Origin of the sequence: Streptosporangium sandarakinum (assembly GCF_013409935.1) — a bacterium.
GTDB lineage: Bacteria > Actinomycetota > Actinomycetes > Streptosporangiales > Streptosporangiaceae > Streptosporangium > Streptosporangium nondiastaticum.
In genome coordinates this window covers 177450-200640 of sequence record NZ_JACCCO010000002.1, presented here as the reverse complement: position 1 = coordinate 200640, position 23191 = coordinate 177450, and the positions used below count along the sequence as shown (strand labels likewise).

Below are 23191 nucleotides of genomic sequence, written 5' to 3'. Positions count from 1 at the left end.
CCCCGGGACGGTCGCGCCGGCACGCCGACATGGAGACGCCGCCCCCGGGGGACCCGGGGGCGGCGCGTCGTCCGTACGGTCAGCTGGCCCAGTCGAGCAGCGGCCGGGTGTTGCTGGGGTGGCGCAGCTTGGACAGCGACTCCTTCTCCAGCTGCCGGATGCGCTCGCGGGTCAGGCCGAGGTGCTTGCCGATCTCGTCGAGGGTGTGGGGCTTGCCGTCGACGAGGCCGAAGCGCAACGCCATGATCTTCGCCTCCCTGGGGGAGAGGTTGCCCAGCACGCCGCGCAGCTGCTCGCCGAGCAGCTGCCGGTCGACCACCTCCGAGGCCTCGGGCGAGTCGACGTCCTCGATGAGGTCGCCGATGGTGGTCTCGCCGTCCTCACCGATCGTGGCGTTCAGGCTGATCGGCTGGCGGCTGGTGCGCAGCAGCTCCTCGATCTGGTCGGGGGACTTGTCCAGCTCCACCGCCAGCTCCTCGGGGGTGGGCTCGCGGCCGAGACGCTGGTGCATGTCACGCTCGACGCGCGACAGCTTGGACAGCATCTCCAGCACGTGCACCGGCAGGCGGATGGTGCGGGCGGAGTCGGCGAAACCACGCTGGATGGCCTGCCGGATCCACCACATGGCGTAGGTGGAGAACTTGTAACCCTTGGTGTAGTCGAACTTCTCCACCGCGCGGATCAGGCCGAGGTTGCCCTCCTGGACCACGTCCAGCAGGGCCATGCCGCGGTCGGTGTACTTCTTGGCGACCGAGACCACCAGGCGGAGGTTGGCCTCCAGCATGTGGTCCTTGGCCCGGCGGCCGTCCTCGGCGACCCACTCCAGGTCGTCCCGCATGGCGGCGGACAGGCCCGGCTCGGCCTCCAGCTTGGCCTCGGCGTACAGGCCCGCCTCGATCCGCTTGGCCAGCTCGACCTCCTGGGCGGCGGTCAGCAGCGTGCGGCGGCCGATGGACTTGAGGTACGTGTGCACCGAGTCGCCCATGACCGAGGACTGGTCGTCCAGGTCGAGCGCCTGCTCGGCGTCGGCCTCCAGCTCGGTGTCGTCCGGGGCGGTCCACTCGTCCTCGTCGAACTCGTCGGCCGGTGCCTTGTCCTTGGCGGCCGTCTTCGCCTTGACGCCCTTCGGCGCCCTGGTGGTCTTCGAGCCGGTGGCCTTCGAGGCGCGGGTGGCCCTGGTCCCGGGGGTGGGCTCCGGGTCGTCCCCGGACGCCGGCTCCGCGAGCTCGGCGGCGGACCCGGCGGCGGTCTTCGCGGCCGTCCCGGTCTTGCGCGCGCCGGTCTTGCGGGCGGGCCTGGCCGTGGCCTTGGCGAGCGTGGGCTCGTCCTCGGCCGACAGGCTGACGCCCGCCTCGGTGAGCTCCCGCAGGATGGCCCTGCCCTCGGTCGGGCTGACCCCTGCCTCGGCGAACGCGTGGCGCAGCTCCGCGAGGGAGAGGTTACCCTGAACTCGCCCTCGGTCGAGGAGCTGGTCGAGGGTCGTCGGGGCCTCAGGTGAGGTCGCCGCGGCGGTTGGGGGCATGAGGACACCTCCTCCATCACGGAGTCGTCTGCATACGGTTTGTCTGTCGGGTGGGGCGGCGTGGGGGCCGCTCAGCGCACCAGTACCAATAACCCCATCCAAGAACTTTCTGTTCCCGACTTGACGGGGAAAATATGATGGGCAGTTCGTGGCCCATTGTGACCCGCCGCTCCGGGCGCCCGTACGGCGGGTCCGGTGGCAGGCCGGTGACCTGCGAGGAGACGGCCCGCTTCGGGCCTATTCCGTCACGTTCACCGGGCCTTCGGCCGCGGGCATGGGGAACGGCTCCGCCTGCTCCAGGCGGCTCTCGGTCCAGTATTCCACGGCCTTGCCCGGGTCGGGGTTGACCCGGCGGGAGATCACGTAGTCCTCCGGGGAGGGCGCCGCCTCCGTGGGGGAGGGGAGGGGCCGGGCGGTCTCGCCCGGCGTCAGGGGCCGGACCGGAGCCACGTCTCCCGGCTCCGCGGCCTCCACCGGGAGGCCCGTGGGCTTTCCGGGGTCGCCGGCCTCGCCGGTCCTCGTGGGTCCGGCGCCGTCGCCGAGCCTGCCCGCCGAGGCGGCCGCCGCGACGGACGCGCCGCCGGCCAGGACCACGCCGACGACCGCCGCCGAGACCAGTGTCCTGCGGTCGATCCTCATCCGTTCTGTCCCTTCCGTATCGGCTGTGCCGGTTGTCTCCGTTGACGCGCGCCGGCCCGCCGATGTCCGCCGGGAGCGCCCGGCGATGCCGGTTTCTCCCTATTGACGCGCGCCGCCCCGTAACGGTTCCGGGTCACGGCCATGACTCCGGACCGTCACGGTTCCGGATGACGACCATAACGGAGGGCGGCGAGATCCGGCTTCCCGTTGGACAGAAGAGGCATCTCCGGCAGCACGACGAGCTCGGCCGGGGCCGCGTGGGCCGGGAGCCGCTCCTTGACGAAGGCGCGCAGCTCGGCCAGGGACGGCGGGGCCGGGGAGACCACGACGGCGACCACCCGCTCGCCCCACTCGGGGTCGGGGCGGCCGACCACCGCGGCGTCGGCGACCGCGGGGTGCTCGGCCACGACCGCCGCGACCTGCGCCGCGACGACCTTCTCGCCGCCGGTGTTGATCATGTCGTCGGCCCGGCCGATGACCCGCAGCCGCCCCCGGGACACCTCGCCGAGGTCGGAGGTCAGGAACCAGTCGCCGTCGCGGGCGGCGGCGGTGAGGTCGGGACGCAGCCGGTAGCCGGAGAACAGCACGGGCCCGGTGAGGCGGATCCGCCCGTCGGCGCCGATTTTGAGATCTACATTGTCAAGGGGCTCGCCGTCGTAAACGCATCCGCCGGAGGTCTCGCTCATGCCGTAGGTGGTGACGACCCGGGCGCCCGCGTCGCGGGCGGCGGCGAGCAGATCGGCGGGGGCGGCGGCGCCGCCCAGCAGGATCGTCCGGAAGGCCGCCGGACCGGCCGGGTCCGTGGCCAGCAGGCGGCGCAGCTGGGTCGGCACCAGCGAGACGTGGTCGGCCCCTGAGGCCAGCACCGCCTCCGGCGAGAAGCTCCCGTGCACGATCGGCTCGGTCCCGCCGAGCAGCGACCTCACCAGCACCTGCAGGCCCGAGACGTGAGAGGGCGGCAGGCAGCACAGCCAGCGCTCGCCGGGCCGGGCGCCCAGCCGGCGCAGCGAGGCGGCGGCCGAGGCGCGCAGCGCGGCGGCCGACAGCTGGACCCCCTTGGGGGTGCCGGTCGAACCGCTGGTGGCGATGACCACGGCCACCTCCGGCGCCGCCGGGACGCCGCCGGCGTACGGCGCGCCGTCGAGGTGGGTGGGGCGCAGCGCCGCGAGCGTCGCCCGCAGCGCCGGGGCGGGCAGGTCGGGCGGCAGGGGGAGGACCGCGGGGCCGTCCCCGCCGAGCGCCGCGGCGACGGCGGCGGTCAGGCGAGGGCCGGGGGGCAGCGTCAGGGCGTGCAGCTCCCGCCCCCCGGAAGGGGGCTCCACATGTGCGGGTCCGGTCGTCACGGTCGTAAGGTTAGTGCCGAATGCCGAGTGACGACCGGGGGAGACCCTGGTGAGGAAGGGGCGAGACGATCGTGAGCACCGAGCGGGCCGAGCCGGGCAGCAACGAGCCGGCGGCGGGCGAGGGGCGTCCCCTGCCGGAGAGCGTCCAGAAGAGCGCGGTCGACTGGAAGCGGTTGGGCGACTACGAGGACATCGTCTACGAGACCGGCGAGGGCATCGCGAAGATCACGATCAACCGGCCCGAACGGCACAACGCCTTCCGCCCGACCACGCTGTTCGAGCTGCGCCGGGCCTTCGACGTCGCCCAGGAGGACGGCGAGGTCGGTGTGATCATTCTCACCGGAGCCGGCGACCGCGCCTTCTGCTCCGGCGGCGACCAGAAGATCCGCGGCGACGACGGCTACGTCGACAAGTCCACCCCGCACGTCGGCCGGCTGAACGTGCTGGACCTGCAGGTGCAGATCCGCCGCTGCCCCAAGCCGGTCATCGCGATGATCGCCGGTTACGCCATCGGCGGCGGCCACGTGCTGCACGTCTGCTGCGACCTGTCCATCGCCGCCGACAACGCCGTCTTCGGCCAGACCGGCCCGAAGGTCGGCTCCTTCGACGGCGGCTACGGCTCCTGGCTGCTGGCCGAGACCGTCGGCCTGAAGCGGGCCCGCGAGATCTGGTACCTGTGCCGCCAGTACGACGCGAAGACCGCCCTGGACTGGGGCCTGGTCAACGCCGTCGTCCCGCTGGCCGAGCTCGAGACCGAGACCGTCAAGTGGGCCAAGGAGATGCTGGAGAAGTCGCCGCTGGCGCTGCGCATGCTCAAGGGCGCGCTGAACGCCGTCAGCGACGGCGCCGCCGGCATGCAGCAGTTCGCCGGGGACGCCACCCTGCTGTTCTACATGAGCGAGGAGGCGCAGGAGGGCCGCGACGCCTTCAAGGAGAAGCGCAGCCCCGACTTCGACAAGTTCCCGCGCCGGCCGTAATGGACGAGACGCTGTCGCGCCGCCCCGGCGGCCGCGGGGCGGGTGCGGTGCGGCACCGCGCCCGCCGGCCGCGGAGGGCGGCGCGGTGAACCCCGCCACCGCGCTCGCGACCGTGCTGGTGGACGAGCTCGCCCGCTGCGGCCTGACCGACGTGGTGCTCGCACCCGGATCCCGCTCGACCCCGCTCGCGCTGGCCGTGCACGCCGACAGCAGGCTGCGGCTGCACGTGCGCGTCGACGAGCGGTCGGCGTCCTACCTGGCGGTGGGCCTGGCCCGCCGCGGGGAGCGGCCGGTCGCGCTGGTCTGCACCTCCGGCACCGCCGCGGCCAACTTCCACCCCGCGGTGATCGAGGCGCACGAGTCGGGGGTGCCGCTGCTGGTGCTCACCGCCGACCGGCCGCCCGAGCTGCGCGACACCGGCGCCAGCCAGACCGTCGACCAGATCAAGATGTACGGCACGGCGGTCCGCTGGTTCAGCGAGGTCGGCGTGCCGGAGAACCGCCCCGGCCAGGTCGCCTACTGGCGTTCGCTGGCCTGCCGCGCCTACCAGCGCGCCCTGGGCCCGTCCGATCCCGGGCCGGTCCACCTGAACGTCCCCTTCCGCGAGCCGCTCGTCCCCGACGGCGACACCTCCTGGTGCGAGCCCCTGGACGGCGGCGCCGCCGGGCCGTGGGTCCGCACCCGGGTGGCGCCCCCGGCGTCGGCGCTGCACCTGCCGCCGACCCGGCGCGGGGTGCTGGTCGTCGGCGACGGCGCCGCCAACGTGCGGCGGTACGTCGCGGCGGCGGGCATGGCGGGCTGGCCGGTGCTGTCGGAGCCGCACGGCAACGCCCGCTACGGCGACCACGCGATGTCGGCCCACCACTTCCTGCTCGGCGCCCCGGAGTTCACCGAGGGGCACCGGCCCGAGGTGGTGGTCACCCTGGGCCGCCCGAGCCTGTCACGGTCGCTGCTGGGCTGGCTGGGCCAGGCCGCCGAGCACATCGTGGTCACCGGAGACCTGACCCGCTGGCCCGACCCGACCCGCTCGGCCACCCAGGTGGCGCAGGCGGTGGAGATCCCGGTCGCGGCCGGCGACGACGCCTGGCTGCGCTCCTGGCGCCGCGCCGACGCCGCGGTCCGGGCCGCGGTCGACGAGGTGCTGGACGGCGCCGGGTTCAGCGAGCCGCGCCTGGCCCGCGACCTGGCCGAGGCGCTGCCCAACGGGTCGCTGCTGTTCTCCGGCTCCTCCATGCCGATCCGCGACCTGGACCAGGCGATGCGGCCCCGCCGGGGCCTGCGGATCATGGCCAACCGGGGGGCCGCCGGAATCGACGGCGTGGTCTCCAGCGCGATCGGCGCGGCGCTGGCCCACAACGGCCCCTCCTACGCGCTGCTGGGCGACCTGACGTTCCTGCACGACCAGAACGGCCTGATCCTCGGGCCCCGCGAGCCCCGCCCCGACCTGTGCCTGGTCGTGGTGAACAACGACGGCGGCGGGATCTTCTCGCTGCTGCCCCAGGCCGCGCTGCGCGAGCCGTTCGAGCGGGTCTTCGGCACCGCGCACGGGGTGGACCTGGCGCACGTGGCCGCGGCGACCGGCACGCCGTACACCTTCGTGGACGAGGCCGGGCAGCTGCCCAAGGCGCTGCGCGGGGAGGGGATCCGGATCGTCGAGGCCCGCACCGAGCGGGAGCCCAACGCGGCGCTGCACGCCGCGATGCGCGAGGCGGCCCACGCCGCGATCCGCGGGGCCGTCTGACGGTCCCCGCACCCGGACCGGCGCCCGGGTGCGGCGGCGCGGTCCGGCGCGCCCGGCCCCGTCCCGGGTCCACCCGCCGGTACGGCCGGCCCCGCGCCGTGCCCGGCCTCCGGTTCCGCCCGCCCGGTACGGAGGGTCCCGCCGTGCCCGGACGGTCCGGATGGCGAAGATCGCGGCACCGGACCCAATAGGGTGGCATCCATGCATGTCGACGCGTTGCTCCAGTCGATCCCGCCGCTGTGGGTCTGCCTGATCGTCGGCCTGGTGATCGGGGTGGAGAGCCTGGGCATCCCGCTTCCGGGGGAGATCGTCCTGGTCAGCGCCGCGCTGCTGGCGGCCAAGGGGGTGGTCGACCCGGTGTGGGTCGGCGTCTGCGCCAGCACCGGGGCGATCATCGGCGACTCGATCGGCTACGCCATCGGCCGCAAGGGGGGCCAGCCGCTGTTCGACCGGCTGGGACGCAGGTTCCCCAAGCACTTCGGCCCGGAGCACATCGCCAGGGCCGCGCACTACTTCCACCGCTACGGCATGTGGACGGTTTTCTTCGGCCGGTTCATCGCGTTGCTGCGCATCCTGGCCGGGCCGCTGGCGGGCGCGCTGCGCATGCCGTACTGGCGGTTCCTGGTCGCCAACGTGCTGGGCGGCATCGTGTGGGCGGGCGGCACCACCGCCGCGGTCTACTCGGTGGGCCGGGTCGCCGAGCAGTGGCTCAAGGGCTTCTCCTGGGTGGGGCTGGTCGCGGCGGTGCTGTTCGGCCTGGCCACCACGGTGTTCGTCAAGCGGCGGGCCGCCAGGGCGGCGGCGAAGGAGGAGCACGGCAAGCCGGTCGGCGCCGCCTGAGCCGGGCCGGCCGGTGCTTCCCTGGCGTTGCGGGTCTTCAGGGCTCTGAGGGCCGTGCCCGGCGTCTGACTACCAGGTCTGGGGATGTGGTGGTCGTCGCGGTCCGGTCACGGTGGGTGTACGACCTACCTGAGGAGGGCCACATGCGACCCGCCGAGACGCCGCCGGCCGCCCGCGAGCCGGTGGCGAACTACCGCACCTACGCGGAGGCCCAGCGCGCCGTGGACTACCTGTCGGATCAGAAGTTCCCGGTCGAGAACACCTCGATCGTCGGGGTGGACCTCCGGCTCGTGGAGAAGGTGCTCGGGCGGCTGACCTACCTGCGCGCGACCGGGATGGGCGCGGCGTCGGGCGCCTGGATCGGACTGCTGGTCGGGCTGTTCCTGGCGATCTTCGTTCCCGGGCGGTTCGGCCTCCTGCTGATCCTGTGGGGCCTGATCTGGGGTGTGATCGCCGGTGCGATCTTCGGCCTGGTCGGTCACGCGCTCACCGGGGGCAAGCGCGACTTCATCTCCTCCAGCGAGCTGGTCGCCGACCACTACGAGGTGCTGGCCACGGCGCCGCACGTCGTCGAGGCGCGCAGGGTCCTGGAGTCGATGTCCCCGGGCGGGACGCCCATGGGGACGATGCCGCCCGGTTCGGCCACGCCCGGCGGGACCGTTCCCCCTCCGGCGACCGGCGGGCCCGGGACGATGCCGCCGGGAGCGCACGGGGCACCGGGGGCGATGCCGCCCGGCGCCGTTCCGCCGCGTCCCTGAGACGGCGCCCCTGAGACGGCGTCCCTGGGACCCCGCGTCCCCGGGACCGGCCGATCGGCCGAACCGTCAGGTCTGAGGATGTGGCGGCGGGCCGTGCGGAGCGATTGTGGGCCGCGTGGGGCGAGACCCTGCCCCGCGGCGTCCCGCGGGGCGCCCGCCCGCCGGAGGCCAGAGCGCACTCGTCGGAGGTCAGCATGGCCAAAGCAGTCGGGATCGACCTGGGAACCACCAACTCGGTGATCGCCACGATGGAGGGCGACACGCCCACGGTCATCCCCAACGCCGAAGGGTCGCGGACGACGCCGTCGGTCGTGGCCTTCACCCCGGAGGGCGAGCGCCTGGTCGGCCAGCTGGCCCGGCGGCAGGCGATCCTCAATCCCAAGGGGACGATCTACTCCGCCAAGCGGTTCATCGGCCGCCGCTACGACGAGGTCTCCAGCGAGATCAACGCCGTCTCCTTCGACGTGGTGTCCGGCCCGGACGGCGCGGTCCGCTTCGACGTGCGCGGCAAGCCGTACGCGCCCGAGGAGATCGCCGCCCAGGTCCTGCGCAAGCTCGTCGACGACGCCTCGAAGTTCCTGGGGGAGAAGGTCACCGAGGCGGTCATCACCGTACCGGCCTACTTCAACGACTCCCAGCGCCAGGCGACCAAGGACGCGGGGAAGATCGCGGGCCTGGAGGTGCTGAGGATCATCAACGAGCCCACCGCGGCGGCGCTCGCCTACGGCATGGACCGCAAGGAGAACGAGACCGTCCTGGTCTTCGACCTGGGCGGCGGCACGTTCGACGTCAGCGTGCTGACCGTCGGCGAGGGCGTCGTCGAGGTGCGGGCGACCGCCGGCGACACCCACCTGGGCGGCGACGACTTCGACCGGCGCATCGTCGACCGGCTGGCCGACGAGTTCCAGCGCGACACCGGCATCGACCTGCGCGGCGACCCCCAGGCGCTGCAGCGGCTTTTCGAGGCGGCGGAGAAGGCGAAGGTGGAGCTGTCGGCCGTCACCCAGACGCAGATCAGCCTGCCGTTCATCACCGCGGACGCGAGCGGGCCCAAGCACCTGAACACCACGCTGCGGCGGGCGACGTTCGAGGAGATCACCGCCGACCTGCTGGAACGGTGCCGGGGGCCGGTGGAGCAGGCCATGTCCGACGCCCGGCTCACCGCGGCCGACATCGACGAGGTGATCCTGGTCGGCGGCTCGACCCGGATGCCCGCCGTACAGGAGCTGGTGCGCCGCATGACCGGCGGCAAGGAACCCAACATGACGGTCAACCCCGACGAGGTCGTGGCGCTGGGCGCCGCGGTCCAGGCGGCCGTCATCAAGGGCGAGCTGAAGGACGTCGTCCTGCTCGACGTTACCCCGCTGTCGCTGGGCATCGAGACCCTCGGCGGGATCATGACGAAGGTCATCGACCGCAACACGACGATCCCGGCCCGCCGTACCGAGGTGTTCAGCACCGCCGAGGACGGCCAGAGCGCGGTGGACGTGGTGGTGCTGCAGGGGGAGCGCGAGCGCGCCGCCGACAACCGGGTGCTGGGCCGGTTCCGGCTGGAGAACATCAGGCCCGCGCCGCGCGGCGAGCCGCAGATCGAGGTGACCTACGACATCGACGCCAACGGCATCCTGAACGTCTCCGCCCGGGACAAGGACACCGGCGCCGAGCAGCGCATCACGATCAGCGAGAGCTCGACCCTCGACCAGGGGGAGATCGAGCGGATGGTGAGCGACGCCGAGCGGCACCGCGACGAGGACCGGCGGCTGCGCGAGGCGGTCGATGCCCGCAACACCGTCGACAGCGCCGCCTACCAGGTGGAACGCCGCCTGCGGGAGCTGGGGGACGCCGCCCCGGTGCACGAGAAGGCGCGGGCCGAGATGCTCGTCTCCGAGGCCCGCGGGGCGATCGAGCGGCAGGACACCCCGCTGGAGCGGCTGCGGTCGCTGGCCGAGGACCTGCGGCAGGTCTACCAGGGCCTGAGCGCGGCCGGGGTCGGGGCGGGGCCGGGGGTCGGCACGGGCACCGCCGGTGCCGGGCCGGGCGCCGGTGGGGACGAGGACGTCATCGACGCGGAGTTCACGACCGATGAGTGACCCGCTGGAGTGGGAGGGCACCGCCGCGGGACCGCCCGCCGGGCCGCCCGCGGAGCCGTCCGAGGGACAGACCACGGACCGGGCGGCGGACCGGGCCGCGGGCCAGGGCGCGGACCGGAGTGCCGGCCGGGCCGGGGGACCGGCCACCGGTGCGGAGACCGGGGCCGAGGCGGCGGCTGAGGCGGAGGCGGCCGGGCTGCGGGACCGGGTCGCCGAGCTGGAGGACCGCTGGAAGCGCGCCCTGGCCGACCTCGACAACCTCCGCAAGCGCGTCAGCCGCGACGCCGAGCGGGTGCGGCTGGAGGAGCAGGTCAGGGCGGCCGGGGAGTGGCTGCCCGTGCTGGACAACCTGGAACGCGCCCTGGAACACGCCGAGGGCGACCCCGCCTCCCTCGCCGAGGGCCTGCGGGCGGTGCTGCAGCAGGGCCTGACAGTCCTGGCCCACCTGGGGTTCCCGCGCCGGGACGACACCTGGGAGACGTTCGACCCGGCCCGGCACGAGGCGGTGGCGGCGGTCCCGCGCGAGGATGTGCCCGCCGGGACGGTCGTCGCCGTCGTGCGGCCCGGCTATGGCGACGGCGAGCGGCAGCTGCGACCCGCCCAGGTCGTGGTCTCCAAGGCGGAATGATGCCGCCCGCCCGCGACTTCTACGAGATCCTCGGGGTCCCCAGGGGAGCGGGCCAGGAGGAGATCCAGCGCGCCTACCGCAGGCTCGCCAGGGAGAACCACCCCGACGTCAACAAGGACCCGGCGGCCGAGGACCGGTTCAAGGACATCTCCGAGGCCTACAGCGTGCTGTCGGACCCGGCGACCCGCCGCCGCTACGACGCCTTCGGCCCGGAGTTCCGCCAGGTGCCCGAGGACGTGGACCCGGAGACCTGGGCGCGCGCCAGGGCGGCCCGCGCCGGGCGGGGCACGCGGACCGGCGCCGGGGGCATGGGACCGGAGGGCTTCGGGCCGGGCGTGGAGTTCGGCGAGGGCATCGACCTCGACGACCTGCTGCAGGGCCTGTTCACCGGCCGGGCGGGCGGTGCCGGGCGGGCGGGCCGCGCGGGCCGGGCCGGGCGGGGCTGGGGGCCGATCCCGGGCGCAGACCAGGAGGCCGGGATCGAGCTGACCGTCGAGGAGGCCTACCGCGGCGGCCGCCGGTCCATCGCCGTGGGCGGCCGTACCCTCCAGGTGGACATCCCGCCGGGGGTGACCGACGGGCAGCGCGTCCGGCTGGCCGGACAGGGCGGCCGGGGCACCGGCGGCGCGCCGCCGGGCGACCTCTACCTGATCGTCTCCATCGCGCCGCACCCCCGCTACCGGGTCGAGGGGCGCGACATCCACGTCCGGCTGCCGGTGACCCCGTGGGAGGCGGCGCTCGGCGCGGCCGTCACCGTCGACACCCCCGGCGGCGAGACCAAGGTCAAGGTGCCCGCGGGCACCTCCAGCGGGCGACGGCTGAGACTGCGCGGCCGGGGGATGCCCAACCCCCGCGGCACGCCCGGGGACCTGCTCGCCGAGGTGCGGATCGCGGTTCCGCCGCACCTGTCCGGCGAGGAGCGCGAGCTGTTCGAGCGGCTGGCCGCCGCCTCGTCCTACGACCCGAGGAGGCGGCGGTGACCTACGCCCTGGCCCGGCCCCGGCGGCTGGACCTGGAGACCTTCGCCCGCGCCGCGGGCGTCCACCCGGAGCTGCCGCGCCGCCTGGTCGTCCTCGGCGCGCTGCAGGCCCGCACCGACCCGTCGGGGACCCTGTGGTTCGAGGAGTCCCAGCTGCGGGCCATGGCGCGGATCCAGCGGCTGCGCGCCGGGTTCGCCCTCAACTACGCCGCCCTCGGCCTGGTGATCGACCTGCTCGACCGGATCGCCGAGCTGGAGGCCGCCGCCCGCACCCGTTCCCGGCCCGCAGGAGGCACGCCGTGGATCTCAACCGGCTGACGGAGAAGTCGCAGGAGGCGCTGCACGACGCGCAGACCGCCGCGCTGCGCCACGGTCACCAGGACGTCGACGGCGAGCACCTGCTGCTGGCGCTGCTGGACCAGCCCGAGGGGCTGGTGCCCCGGCTGATCTCACGCGCCGGCGCCGACCCGGGGCGGCTGCGGGAGGAGGTGGAGGCCGATCTCGCCCGCCGCCCCCGGGTCGCCGGGCCCGGCGTCGAGCCCGGGCGGATCCGGGTGACGCAGCGGCTGTCGCGCCTGCTGGAGGCGGCCAGGCGGGAGTCCGACCGGCTGAAGGACGAGTACGTCTCGGTCGAGCACCTCCTGGTGGCCCTGCTGGAGGAGGGATCGGAGACGTCCGCCGGGCGGCTGCTGGCCGGGCAGAGACTCGACCGGGAACGCTTCCTGCGGGCGCTCACCGAGGTCCGCGGCCACCAGCGGGTCACCTCCGCCATGCCGGAGGCCGCCTACGAGGCGCTCGTCAAGTACGGGCAGGACCTGGTGGCCGCCGCCTCCTCCGGGCGGCTGGACCCCGTCGTCGGCCGCGACACCGAGATCCGCCGCGTCATCCAGATCCTGTCGCGCAAGACCAAGAACAACCCGGTGCTGGTCGGCGACCCCGGCGTCGGCAAGACCGCGATCGTCGAGGGACTGGCCCAGCGGATCGCCGACGGCGACGTGCCCGAGGGCCTGCGGGACAAGACGATCTTCAGTCTCGACATGGGGGCACTGGTCGCCGGAGCGAAGTACCGGGGTGAGTTCGAAGAACGCCTCAAGGCGGTGCTCACCGAGGTCGCCGCGGCCGAGGGCCGGATCCTGCTGTTCGTCGACGAGCTGCACACGGTCGTCGGCGCCGGCGCGGCCGAGGGCGCCATGGACGCCGGGAACATGCTCAAGCCCATGCTGGCCCGCGGCGAGCTGCACCTGATCGGCGCGACCACCCTCGACGAGTACCGCAGGCACATCGAGAAGGACGCCGCTTTGGAGCGCCGCTTCCAGCCGGTGATGGTCGACGAGCCGTCGGTCGAGGACGCCATCTCGATCCTGCGTGGCCTGCGCGAGCGGCTGGAGGTCTTCCACGGGGTGACCATCCAGGATGCCGCGCTGGTCGCCGCCGTCGTGCTGAGCCACCGCTACATCTCCGACCGGTTCCTGCCCGACAAGGCCATCGACCTGGTGGACGAGGCGTGCGCGATGCTCCGTACGGAGATCGACTCGATGCCCGCCGAGCTGGACGAGCTGACCCGCAGGGTGACGCGGCTGGAGATCGAGGAGGCCGCGCTGGGCAAGGAGGAGGACGCCGCCAGCGCCGCCCGCCTCGCGGAGCTGCGCGGGGAGCTCACCGGCCTGCGCGCGGAGGCCGACGCGATGCGCGCCCAGTGGGAGGCCGAACGGCAGGTGCTGCGCCGGGTGCAGTCGCTGCGCGAGGAGATCGAGCGGGTCCGCATCGAGGCCGAGCGGGCCGAGCGCGACTACGACCTCAACCGCGCCGCCGAGCTGCGCCACGGCCGGCTGCCCGAGCTGGAACGCCGGCTGCGCGCCGAGGAGGAGAGCCTGCGCGAGAAGCAGGGCGCCGGGCGGCTGCTGCGCGAGGTCGTCACCGAGGACGAGATCTCCATGATCGTCGCCCGGTGGACGGGCATCCCGGTGAGCCGGCTGAAGGAGGGCGAGCGCGAGAAGCTGCTGCACCTGGACCAGGTGCTGCACGAGCGGGTCATCGGCCAGGACGAGGCGGTGCGGCTGGTGGCCGACGCCGTCATCCGGGCCCGCTCCGGCATCAAGGACCCGCGCCGGCCGATCGGGTCGTTCATCTTCCTGGGCCCGACCGGCGTCGGCAAGACCGAGCTGGCCAAAGCCCTGGCGGAGGCCCTGTTCGACACCGAGGACAACATGGTGCGCGTCGACATGAGCGAGTACCAGGAGCGCCACACCGTCAGCCGCCTGGTCGGCGCGCCGCCGGGATACGTCGGCTTCGAGGAGGGCGGGCAGCTCACCGAGGCGGTGCGGCGCAAGCCGTACTCGGTGGTGCTGTTCGACGAGGTGGAGAAGGCCCACCCCGACGTCTTCAACACCCTGCTGCAGGTCCTGGACGACGGGCGGCTCACCGACGCCCAGGGCCGTACCGTCGACTTCCGCAACACCGTGCTGATCATGACGTCCAACATCGGCTCGATGTACCTGCTGGAGGGCGTCACGCCCGGCGGGGAGATCAAGCAGGACGTGCAGGAGCAGGTCATGGCGGAGCTGCGCGGGCACTTCCGCCCGGAGTTCCTCAACCGCGTCGACGACATCGTGATCTTCAAGCCGCTCACCATGGGGGAGATCGAGCACATCGTCGACCTGATGTTCACCGAGCTGCGCGTGCGCCTCGGCGAGCGCGGCATGCGGCTGGAGCTGTCCGCCGAGGCGCGCCGCCACATCGCCGAGCGCGGCTACGACCCGGTGTACGGCGCGCGGCCGCTGCGCCGGTTCATCTCCCGGGAGGTGGAGACCCGCATCGGGCGCGCGCTGCTGACCGGGGACGTCGGCGAGGGCACGGTGGTGCGGGTGGACCTGTCCGGCGGGGAGCTGACCGTCTCCTTCGGCTGACCCCGCCCGAGTTCGGCTCCCGCGGGTCCCGGCGGTGGTCGGCGGCGGCCGGCGGAGCCGCCGGGTCAGCCCCCGTCCGGGCCGGCGGCCGACAGGGCGGCCAGCCGGGCCAGCTCGACCCGGGAGCGGACGCCGAGCTTGCGGAAGATCTGCCGCAGGTGGAAGGCGACGGTGTGCTCGCTGACGAACATCTGCTCGGCGGCCTGCCGGTTGGTCAGCCCCTGGGACACCAGGTCGCAGACGGCGCGCTCGGTGCCGGTGAGGCTGGACCAGCCGGAGTCGGGGTGGTCGACGCGCTCCCAGTGGCGCCGCCGTTCGCCCAGCTCGCGCAGCCTGCGCCGTACCCGGGCCGCGTCCCGGCGGGCGCCCACGCCGCCGTAGCCGGAAAGGGCGCCGTCGAGCGTCCCGACGGCCGCGTCCCGGCGGCCGGGGGCGGCGCCCAGCAGCACACCCAGGTCCTCGGCGGCCGACGCCCTGGCCCACGGGTCGGCGTACCCGGCCGCGGCCCGGCCCAGCTCCGCGGGGTCGCGGTCGCGCAGGCCGCGGGCGTGGGCGGCCGCCACCGGCGGGCCCGGCAGGCAGGGGTTGCGCCCGGCCAGGTCCTCGGCGGCGGCCACCACCTCGTCGGCCCGCCGGCGGTCCCCGGTCGCCAGGGCCGTGCGCACCAGCCACGCGGCCGCCGCGGGCTCGCCGGTCAGCACTCCGGCGTGACCGGCCAGGCCGTCGTAGAGCCCGCCGAGCCGCGTCATCGCGGCCGCCGCCCCGTCCCGCGCCTCGACGATCCGCCCGGCCGTGAGCTCGGCGCGCAGCCGCCCGTACGGCGTGCCCGCCGACCGCGCGGCCTGGCCGGAGGCGAGGGCCCGCACCGCCCGCGGCAGGTCGCCCGCGCGCAGCGCCGCGGCGCCGAGCGCCGACAGGGCCAGGCAGGCCAGGTCCGGGACGTCCAGGCCGGCGGCGGCCGCCAGCGCGGCCTCGGCCTGCTCGGCCGCGTCGCCGGCCCGGCCCGCCGCGAGGTCGAGCCGGGCGCGCAGCACCAGGACCGCGGCGGCCCACGCGGGCCGGCCCGCCGCCTCGGCCGCGGAGCTCGCGGTGATCTTCTCCGCCTCGTCGAGCAACCCCAGGTCGATGAGCATCGCCGCGAGCACGGCCCGCGGCTGGGGATCCCGGCGGCCGGACGGCCCGGGGAGTCCGGGTGGCGGCTCGGCGGCCTCGCGGGCCAGCTCCAGACCGCGTGAGAGGCGGCCCTCGTCCCAGGCGAGCAACGCGGCGGCCACCGGCGCGACGGGCGGCGGGACGCGCTCGGCCTGCCGGCGCAGCGCCTGCCGTACCGGGGCCGGGACCGTCGCCAGGACCGACCGCCACAGCAGCTCGTGGCGGAAGGCCAGCTCCTCGGGCGTGACCACCAGCAGCCCGGCGGCCAGGGCCTCGTCCAGGGCGGGCAGCAGCGCGGCCGGGGGCTCGCCGAGCAGTTCGGCGGCGTAGGAGGGGCAGAAGGACCGCCCGAGCACCGCGACGGCCTCCAGCAGGTGGCGGGTCCGGGGGCTCACCTCCTCCAGGCGCCGCCGGACCGCGGCGTGCAGCCGCCGGGGCAGCGTCCCCGCCACAGCTCCGGTCCCCGCGAATCCCGCGGTCGCCCCGGCCCTCCCGCATCCTCCGGCATCTCCGGCCTCCCCGGCATCTCCGGCCTCCCCGGTCCCTCCGGCCTCCATGGCTCCCGCGGTTCTCCCGGCTCCCGCCGGAGCCGCTTCTCCCGCGGGTCCCGTCGCATTCGCCGGCCGGGCCACGCCGGTGTCCACCCGGACGGCGCCCTCCTCGCGCAGCCCGGTCAGCAGCGCCAGCAGCAGCGCCGGGTTGCCGGCGGCCTGGGCCGCCAGCGCCGTCAGCTCCGCGTCCGGCACGGCGCCCAGCGCGTCGGCGGCCACCCGCGCCACGGCGGCGCCGTCCAGCGGGCGCAGCGTTATCCGGGCGGCCCCCTCCTGCTCCAGCAGGCCGAACAGCCGCTCGCCGTCGTCGTCGCCGGTGGCGCGGCGCGCCAGCAGCCACGCCAGCGGATGGCCGGCCAGCCGCGACGGCAGCGTCCGCAGCGCCATGAGCGTGACGGGATCGGCCCACTGCAGGTCGTCGAGGGCCACCAGCAGCGGCCCGGCGGCGGCGCGCCGCTCCAGCGCGGTGCTCACCCGCTCGGCCAGCCACATCAGCAGCCCCGGCCCCCCGGGGAAGGCGCTCCGGGCGACCGCGGCGCGGGTGGTGGTCTCCTCCAGCGCCGACAGCAGCGGCGCCAGGGGCATCATGCGTTCCAGCTCGTCGGCCCGGCCCGTGGCGACGCCCGTCCCGAGGGCGGCCGCCGCTGCCGCCGCCTCGGCCAGCAGGAGGCTCTTGCCGATCCCCGGCTCGCCCTCCACCAGGAGCACGTGCGCGCCCGGGCCGGGGACGCCCGCCAGCAGGCGGAGCACCTCCGCCCGCTCGCGCTCCCGTCCGCGCATCGGCGTTCCCAGCGTTTCCGGAATCGCAGGTCACCTCGAGGTCATGTCGCGGCACGCGGCCGCTCTTCCATGACCGGGTTCCTGCGCCGCGGACCACCCGGGAAAACCCATTTAGGCGGACGAATACCCAGATCAACGGTCTTTTTGCCGGAAAGGGGCCGCCGGGCGGCGTGGCGGCTGTTCAGCGGAAGTCGGAGATGCGCAGCACCGCCATCATGTCCGTCGCCCGGGAGCCGGTCGAGAAGGATGCCTCCGCACCGACCCAGCCGCGGAAGGCTCCCGTGTCGTCGATGATCTGCATGAGCGGTTTGACGTGGGAGTTGCCGGTGTAGCAGAACTCACCGCGCTCCATCGCCAGGCAGGTGCACCAGTGCCACAGCGTGTCGCGGCGGTCGGTCTTGGAGATCATCGTGAGGTAGTACTGGATGGAGCTGACATCGGGGCGCGTTCCGCCACCGTATCTGGGGCAGCCGCCCGACTTCTGACACGCGCCGCGCGAGGATGGCTGCAGGTAGGTCAGGCACGAGGTGGTGGCGGCGCAGGAACGGAAGGCGGAGTGGCCGAACGGCTGATCGCCGGACGTGACGAGTTCGCCGCCCGCCCAGCTCGTCAGATCCTGCCTGAGGGAGCCGGGAAACGCCTTCACCGAGCTCATCGCGCGGCGGGTGCTGAGCGCGGCGTTGCTGCCGTAGCCGTACCCGTGCGTGGCCAGCGTGCTCTGCTTGAGGTCCAGGCGGGCCAGCCTGCCGTCAGGCGAGGGCCGCACGTACCACTGCTCCGTCCATGTCTGGGCGATCTTCCAGCGGATGGTGAGCACGTCGCCCGCCACGGTGTACGTCCCGGTGCGGCTCTCGTCGGGGGCGCCGGTGAAGCCCCCGGCGGTGAGCACCTCGCAGGCGCGGGGACGCGTCGCGACGCCGCCCGCCCTGGTGGTGCAGCTCGGATCGGGGACGGTGCCGGTGCGCTGTCTGGCCCTGGGATGACGCTGCCACCATAGGTACAGGGCGGCGCTCACCGTGCCGTCCGCGGCGAAGCGGTAGCTGCCCAGGCGTACCCAGTTCTGCTGGGAGGCGGCCTTCAGATGTCCCTGTGAGATGACATAGGTGGTCTTGCCGCCCGGCAGCGGCGAGGCGGAGACCGCGGCGGTGGCCGGCCGGGCGGGCGGGATGGTGATGGCGAGCACGAAGGAGAGGATTGCCGCTGCGATACGCATGGAGAGGCTCCGGAAGGCTTACGGGCTTAGCCGATCGTCAACAAGCCACCGTATTAGGCCCGGACCGGGTATGTCCCCGAAACCGTGGTCATCCGGAAAACGCCCAGGCCGCTGGTACGCCTTCGCCCGCACCGGCGGTGTCCTGCCGTGGGCCCACTCCACCCCGTCGGCCGGAGGGGTGAACGCCTCCGCCGGCTCCCGCGCCGACGCGGCCCGCGAAGGGCGGCCCGTCAGCGCTCGATGAGCGTGAACTCCAGGGAGTAGTGCGAGGCCCGGTAGACATGGGAGCCGTGCTCCACGGCCCGGCCCTGGTCGTCGTAGGTGGTGCGCAGCATCGTCAGCAGCGGGGCGCCGCGCCGCTCGTCCAGCAGCCTGGCCTCGGCGGCGGTGGCCGCCCGCGCCCCCATCCGCTGGTTGGCCACGCGCATCCGCACCCCCGCCGCGCGCAGCAGCTCGTACAGGCCGCGCTCGGTGAGCCGTTCGGCGGTCAGCGGGGCCACCCCGACGGGCAGCCAGTTGTGCAGCAGCGCCAGCGGCGCCCCGGCGGCGTAGCGGATCCGCTCCAGGCGCAGCACCTCGGTGCCGTCCGGGACGCCGAGGGTCGCGGCGAGGGCCCCGTCGGCCGGGACCGGCTCCAGGGCCAGCACCCGGGTGGCGGGCTCCTGACCGGCCCGGCGCAGGTCGTCGTAGAGGCTGGTGAGCTCCACCGTGCGGTTGACCCGGCCCTGCACGACCTGGGTGCCCACGCCGCGCTTGCGCACCAGCAGGCCCTTGTCCACGAGGTACTGGATCGCCTGGCGGACGGTCGGCCGCGACAACCCCAGGCGATCGGCCAGGTCGATCTCGTTGTCCAGGCGCGCCCCCGGAGCGAGGTCACCGCGCCCGATGGCGTCGGAGATCTGCTGGGCAACCTGGAAGTACAGCGGGACCGGGCTGGATCTGTCCAGCTCGATGCCGAGATCGGCGCTCATGCCGCCCTCCCGTGGACTTCTGTCCTGGTCAGGGTAGCGGACATCAGAATGTCATGACCAACTCGCCCCGGTCCCGCCCCGGGGGCTCGGGGCGGAGCGAAAGGGACGTATCAGGGAAAATGGGATGACCATGCGGGTGCCGAAGGCCGGCGCGGCCCGCAGACGCCGCTGGAGGATTCGATGGACCTGAGCACCTCGCGTGAACTGTGCGACGTCGCGGCGGAGGCCGCCCGCGCGGTCGGCGAGCGGCTCCGCAAGGCGTTCCGGTCCCGGCCCGAGGTCGAGACCAAGCGCGACTTCCACGACCCGGTGACCGAGCACGACCGCGCCGCCGAGGAGACCATCCGGGAGATCATCTCCCGGCGGTTCCCGGACAGCACGATCATCGGGGAGGAGGGCGGCACCACCGGCTCCGGTGAGCCGCGCTGGTACGTCGACCCGATCGACGGGACGGCCAACTTCGCCGCCGGGCTGCCGTTCTTCTGCGTGTCGGTGGCCGCCGCCGTGGGGGAGGAGCCGGTGGCGGGGGTGGTCTACGACCCGGTGCGCGACGACGAGTTCCGCGCCGACCTGGGCGGCGCCTGGTGCAACGGCGTACGGCTGCGCAGCCGGGGCGCGACGGGTGACCGGGAGGCGATGCTGCTGAGCGGCTACCCCACGGCCGGTGACCTGGCCGCCGACCGGGCCGGGTCGCTGGACCGGTTCGGCCGGATGCTGGAGGCGTTCGCCTCGGTGCGCCGGCCGGGCAGCGCCGCGCTGCACCTCGCGCACGTCGCCGCCGGCTGGGCGGACGTGGCCTACGGTTCCGGGGTCAAGCCGTGGGACGTCGCGGCGGGGGTGCTGCTGATCCGGCAGGCCGGCGGCGTCTACCTGCCGCTGGGCGACTCCCTGTTCGCCCCCGGCGGCTACCTCGCCCACGTCGGCGGGTTCGACCTGGCCGGCTCGGTGATGGCCGAGGTGTGCCGCCCCGCGCCGACGGCGTAGGGCGGCGCGGGGCCGCCGGGCACCGCGCCCCCGGGGACCTCTTATTAATCTACATTGTAAAGGCGAGTAGCCTGGTGCGATGAGCCAGCCGTACCTGACCGTGGACGAGATCATCGAGCACGAGACGGAGGTCAAGCGGTCGCGTTTCCTGTGCGCGGTCGCCCCGGCGGGCTCGGAGGAGGCGGCGCGGGAGTTCGTCGCCGGGCGCAGGCGCTCCCACGGCGACGCCACGCACAACTGCTCGGCCTACGTGATCGGCGGGGACCGGGGGGTCCAGAAGGCCGACGACGACGGCGAACCCGGCGGCACCGCCGGCACTCCCATGCTGGAGACGCTGCTGCGCCGGGGGCTGTCGGACGTGGTGGCGGTGGTGACGCGGTACTTCGGCGGGGTGAAGCTGGGCGCGGGCGGGCTGGTGCGGGCCTACGGCTCGGCGGTCGGCAAGACGCTCGACCGGGCCCGCCTGGTGGAGATGGTCCCGGCGCGGCTGGTGGCGGTGAGCGTGGACCACGTGCGGGCCGGACGGCTGGAGAGCGACCTGCGGGCCTCGCCGTACGAGGTGCGGGAGGTCGGTTACGGGGCGGGGGTCCGGTTCACGGTCGCGGTGCGGGAGGCGGACCTGCCGGTGTTCGGCGGCTGGGTGGCCACGCTGACGGCGGGCCGGGCGGAGGTCGAGGAGGGGGAGGCGGTCCACCTGAGGGCCGGGTGACGCGCGGCCCGCAGCCGGCGGGGGCGGCCGGGCCGGTGGGCCGGTGCGGGGATGTGGGATGGATCACATGGTTTCCCGGAACTTTCCGGGCGGCCCTATGGCCGGGCCGGTCGGCGCGGGGCTGGGGTTTTCCGCGTCCCCGGGGTGGGGTGAGGCCGTGAGGAGCCGCCGGGTTCCCGCATTCTCGCGGGTGCTCACGGCTTCGTAGGGTTCGGGGCATGAGCACCTCAACGACTGTCGACGGAGTCGCCGGCTGGGCGGTCAGCCTGATGGAGACCTTGGGAGCCCCGGGAGCGGGGTTGGCGATCGCGCTGGAGAACCTGTTCCCGCCGTTGCCGAGCGAGGTGATCCTGCCGCTGGCGGGATTCACCGCGAGCAAGGGGGACATGACGCTGTTCGAGGCGATCTTCTGGACCACGCTGGGGTCGGTGGTCGGCGCGGTGGCGCTGTACGGGGTGGGGGCGTTGCTGGGCCGGGCGCGGGTGGTGGCCATCGCGCGGAGGCTGCCGCTGGTGGACGTCTCCGACATCGAGAAGACCGAGGCGTGGTTCGCCCGGCACGGCCGTAAGACCGTGTTCTTCGGGCGGATGATCCCCATCTTCCGCAGCCTGATCTCCATTCCGGCGGGGGTGGAGCGCATGCCGGTCCCGGTGTTCCTGGCGCTGACCACGCTGGGCAGTCTCATCTGGAACACGGTCTTCGTGATGGCGGGATACCTGCTGGGGGAGAACTGGGAGCTGGTGGAGGGCTACGCCGGGATCCTGTCCAAGGTGGTGCTGGGCGTGGTGGCGCTGGCCGTGGTGGTGTTCGTCGTGCTCCGGGTGCGGCGCCGGGGCAGGCACCACGCGGAGCGCTGAGCTGAGGACGGCGGCCCGGGTGTTCGAGATGGTGAGCCCGCCCGGCGGGCCGACCACGGTCACCGCGGAGCCGCCGTGCGGGTGGTCCCGGCCGGGGGCTCCGTGCCGCCGCGGGGCCCCCGGGGCAGGGCGCCCCCGGGGAAGGGCTCAGCCCTCCAGGGCGTACTGCATGACGCGCAGCTTGGCCTGGGCCTCGGCGAGCTCGGCGGCCGGGTCGGAGTCGCCCATGATGCCGCAGCCGGCGAACAGCCGGGCCCGGGGTCCCTCGATCTGGGCGCAGCGCAGCGCGATGCCCCACTCTCCGTCGCCCCGGGCGTCGATCCAGCCGACCGGGCCGGCGTATCCGGCGCGGTCCATGCCCTCCAGCTCGCGGATGACGTCGAGCGCCGTGTGGGTGGGGGTGCCGCCGACGGCGGCGGTGGGGTGCATGGCGGCCACCACGTCCAGGACCGACGCGCCGTCGGCCAGGCGGCCGGTGACCGGGCTGGCCAGGTGCTGGACGTTGGGCAGGACCAGCAGCTCGGGTTCGGTGGGCACGGTCAGCTCCGCGCACAGCGGGGCCAGCGCCTCGCGCACCGACTCCACCGCGCAGGTGTGCTCGTAGCGGTCCTTCTCCGAGGCGAACAGGCCGGCGCCTCGCGCGTCGTCGTCGGCCTGGCTGGTGCCGCGGGAGACGGTGCCGGCCAGCACCAGCGACTCGATCGTCTCGCCGGTGCGGCGGACCAGCAGTTCCGGGGTGGCGCCGACCAGGCCGGCGCAGGAGAAGGTGTAGCACTCCGGGTAGCGGGAGGCCAGGCGCGACAGCAGCAGCCGGACGTCGATCGGCCGCTCGGCGACGGCGGTCAGGTCGCGGGCCAGCACGGCCTTCTCCAGCCGCCCGGACCTGATCTGCCGTACGGCCAGCGCCACGGCGTGCTCCCACTCCGGGGCGGTCAGGCTGCCGTCGCCGTAGCGGATCCGGCCGGGGTCGGCGGGCGGGGTGACCAGGTCGAGATGTTCGTCGCCGACGGTGGTCAGCCAGGCGCGGCCGCCGCGGCGGGCGAGGACGACCTGGGGGACGACGAGGACCGAGCCGTGGGCGTCCGGGTCGAAGGTGAAGGAGCCGAAGGCGACCGGCCCGGAGCCGGGGACGCCGACGCCGTCGTCGACGTGGGCCTCTCCGAGGATCGCCGAGAGCCACCGGCGGGCCCAGTCGAAGCGGCCGGGGCCGGGCGGCACGGCCACACGCGCGGCCTCACCCCAGGCGACCAGCCCCTCGCCGCGCCTGATCCAGGCGTAGGGGGCGGCCTCCGGAAGTCGCGCGAGCAGGTCGCCGGGGTCACCGACGAGGGTGGTTCTCACCACGAGGGGGCGGGTCAGTCCGAGCGCGACACTCACCCGGAACACTCTATGCCGGAAACTGAACGTGTTCGACGACGGCCCCGGTATCAGTGCCTCCGCCACGTTACGTCAAGAAAGCCATGGTGCTCGGTCAACGAAGGGCGCCGCGGTGTCCTGCGGTGATACATCCCATGACAGGGGTGATCGACCGCTCGGAGGTGCCATGGCCGG

The 23191-nt window shown here is 74.4% G+C and carries 19 protein-coding genes; 12 read left to right on the top strand and 7 right to left on the bottom strand.

Translation table 11 applies throughout. The annotated features are described in order from the left end of the window. Positions 1-79: 79 nt before the first annotated feature. The 3 genes from HDA43_RS19595 to HDA43_RS19585 all read right to left on the bottom strand — a co-directional run bounded on the left by HDA43_RS19595 (position 80) and on the right by HDA43_RS19585 (position 3504). A complete protein-coding gene (locus HDA43_RS19595) occupies positions 80-1522 on the bottom strand; it encodes an RNA polymerase sigma factor (protein WP_179823784.1) in 1443 nt (480 codons plus the stop codon). A gap of 237 nt (positions 1523-1759) precedes the next feature. Next, positions 1760-2161 (bottom strand): hypothetical protein, encoded by a 402-nt coding sequence (locus HDA43_RS19590; RefSeq protein WP_179823783.1) that lies wholly within the window; start codon positions 2159-2161, stop codon positions 1760-1762. Between the two features lie 155 nt (positions 2162-2316). Continuing rightward, positions 2317-3504, bottom strand: a complete 1188-nt coding sequence (locus HDA43_RS19585) for an AMP-binding protein (RefSeq protein WP_376770514.1) — start codon at positions 3502-3504, stop codon at positions 2317-2319. Positions 3505-3635: 131 nt separating this feature from the next. On the opposite strand from HDA43_RS19585, the gene menB reads away from it, so the two are divergent. The 9 genes from menB (at position 3636) to clpB (ending at position 14423) form a co-directional block, all read left to right on the top strand. Continuing rightward, entirely contained in the window at positions 3636-4481 is an 846-nt protein-coding gene (menB, locus tag HDA43_RS19580; protein WP_179826229.1) for a 1,4-dihydroxy-2-naphthoyl-CoA synthase, read from the top strand. 85 nt (positions 4482-4566) lie between these two features. Then, on the top strand, positions 4567-6222 hold the full coding sequence (gene menD / locus HDA43_RS19575; protein ID WP_179823781.1) for a 2-succinyl-5-enolpyruvyl-6-hydroxy-3-cyclohexene-1-carboxylic-acid synthase: 1656 nt from the start codon (positions 4567-4569) through the stop codon (positions 6220-6222). Between the two features lie 201 nt (positions 6223-6423). Then, complete coding sequence (locus HDA43_RS19570; protein ID WP_179823779.1) at positions 6424-7062, top strand: DedA family protein; 639 nt, start codon at positions 6424-6426, stop codon at positions 7060-7062. 143 nt (positions 7063-7205) lie between these two features. After that, the gene (locus HDA43_RS19565; RefSeq protein ID WP_218912321.1) at positions 7206-7820 is read left to right on the top strand and encodes a YflT domain-containing protein; all 615 of its coding nucleotides are present in this window, start codon (positions 7206-7208) and stop codon (positions 7818-7820) included. Positions 7821-8014: 194 nt separating this feature from the next. Next, positions 8015-9910 carry a molecular chaperone DnaK gene (gene dnaK / locus HDA43_RS19560; protein ID WP_179823778.1) on the top strand — a complete coding sequence of 632 codons (1896 nt, stop codon included), beginning with the start codon at positions 8015-8017 and terminating at the stop codon, positions 9908-9910. Next, positions 9903-10538, top strand: a complete 636-nt coding sequence (locus HDA43_RS19555; RefSeq protein ID WP_179823769.1) for a nucleotide exchange factor GrpE — start codon at positions 9903-9905, stop codon at positions 10536-10538. The genes dnaK and HDA43_RS19555 overlap by 8 nt, the downstream gene beginning before the upstream one ends. Further along, on the top strand, positions 10538-11518 hold the full coding sequence (locus HDA43_RS19550) for a DnaJ C-terminal domain-containing protein (RefSeq protein WP_179823767.1): 981 nt from the start codon (positions 10538-10540) through the stop codon (positions 11516-11518). The genes HDA43_RS19555 and HDA43_RS19550 overlap by 1 nt, the downstream gene beginning before the upstream one ends. Further along, complete coding sequence (locus tag HDA43_RS19545; RefSeq protein ID WP_179823764.1) at positions 11515-11835, top strand: chaperone modulator CbpM; 321 nt, start codon at positions 11515-11517, stop codon at positions 11833-11835. Before HDA43_RS19550 ends, HDA43_RS19545 begins: the two co-directional genes overlap by 4 nt. Then, positions 11817-14423, top strand: coding sequence for an ATP-dependent chaperone ClpB (gene clpB / locus HDA43_RS19540; protein ID WP_179823762.1), 2607 nt, complete (start codon positions 11817-11819; stop codon positions 14421-14423). The genes HDA43_RS19545 and clpB overlap by 19 nt, the downstream gene beginning before the upstream one ends. 65 nt (positions 14424-14488) lie before the next feature. Here the strand turns inward: clpB and HDA43_RS19535 are convergent, their stop codons facing one another. From HDA43_RS19535 to HDA43_RS19525, 3 genes are all read right to left on the bottom strand, one after another. Further along, positions 14489-16906, bottom strand: a complete 2418-nt coding sequence (locus HDA43_RS19535) for a helix-turn-helix transcriptional regulator (protein ID WP_179823760.1) — start codon at positions 16904-16906, stop codon at positions 14489-14491. A 181-nt stretch (positions 16907-17087) separates the two neighbouring features. After that, positions 17088-18119: a hypothetical protein gene (locus HDA43_RS19530; protein ID WP_179823758.1), complete on the bottom strand. Its 1032-nt coding sequence runs from the start codon at positions 18117-18119 to the stop codon at positions 17088-17090. A 230-nt stretch (positions 18120-18349) separates the two neighbouring features. After that, a complete protein-coding gene (locus HDA43_RS19525) occupies positions 18350-19090 on the bottom strand; it encodes a GntR family transcriptional regulator (protein WP_179823756.1) in 741 nt (246 codons plus the stop codon). 180 nt (positions 19091-19270) lie between these two features. Between HDA43_RS19525 and HDA43_RS19520 the strand changes: the two genes are divergently transcribed. The 3 genes from HDA43_RS19520 to HDA43_RS19510 all read left to right on the top strand — a co-directional run bounded on the left by HDA43_RS19520 (position 19271) and on the right by HDA43_RS19510 (position 21640). Then, the gene (locus HDA43_RS19520; protein WP_179823755.1) at positions 19271-20074 is read left to right on the top strand and encodes an inositol monophosphatase family protein; all 804 of its coding nucleotides are present in this window, start codon (positions 19271-19273) and stop codon (positions 20072-20074) included. 79 nt (positions 20075-20153) lie between these two features. Then, entirely contained in the window at positions 20154-20783 is a 630-nt protein-coding gene (locus HDA43_RS19515) for a YigZ family protein (protein WP_179823752.1), read from the top strand. A 218-nt stretch (positions 20784-21001) separates the two neighbouring features. Continuing rightward, on the top strand, positions 21002-21640 hold the full coding sequence (locus HDA43_RS19510; protein ID WP_179823750.1) for a DedA family protein: 639 nt from the start codon (positions 21002-21004) through the stop codon (positions 21638-21640). A gap of 147 nt (positions 21641-21787) precedes the next feature. Here HDA43_RS19510 and HDA43_RS19505 read toward each other — a convergent pair whose 3' ends face one another. Then, positions 21788-23017, bottom strand: coding sequence for an isochorismate synthase (locus HDA43_RS19505; RefSeq protein ID WP_376770513.1), 1230 nt, complete (start codon positions 23015-23017; stop codon positions 21788-21790). Positions 23018-23191 lie beyond the last annotated feature (174 nt).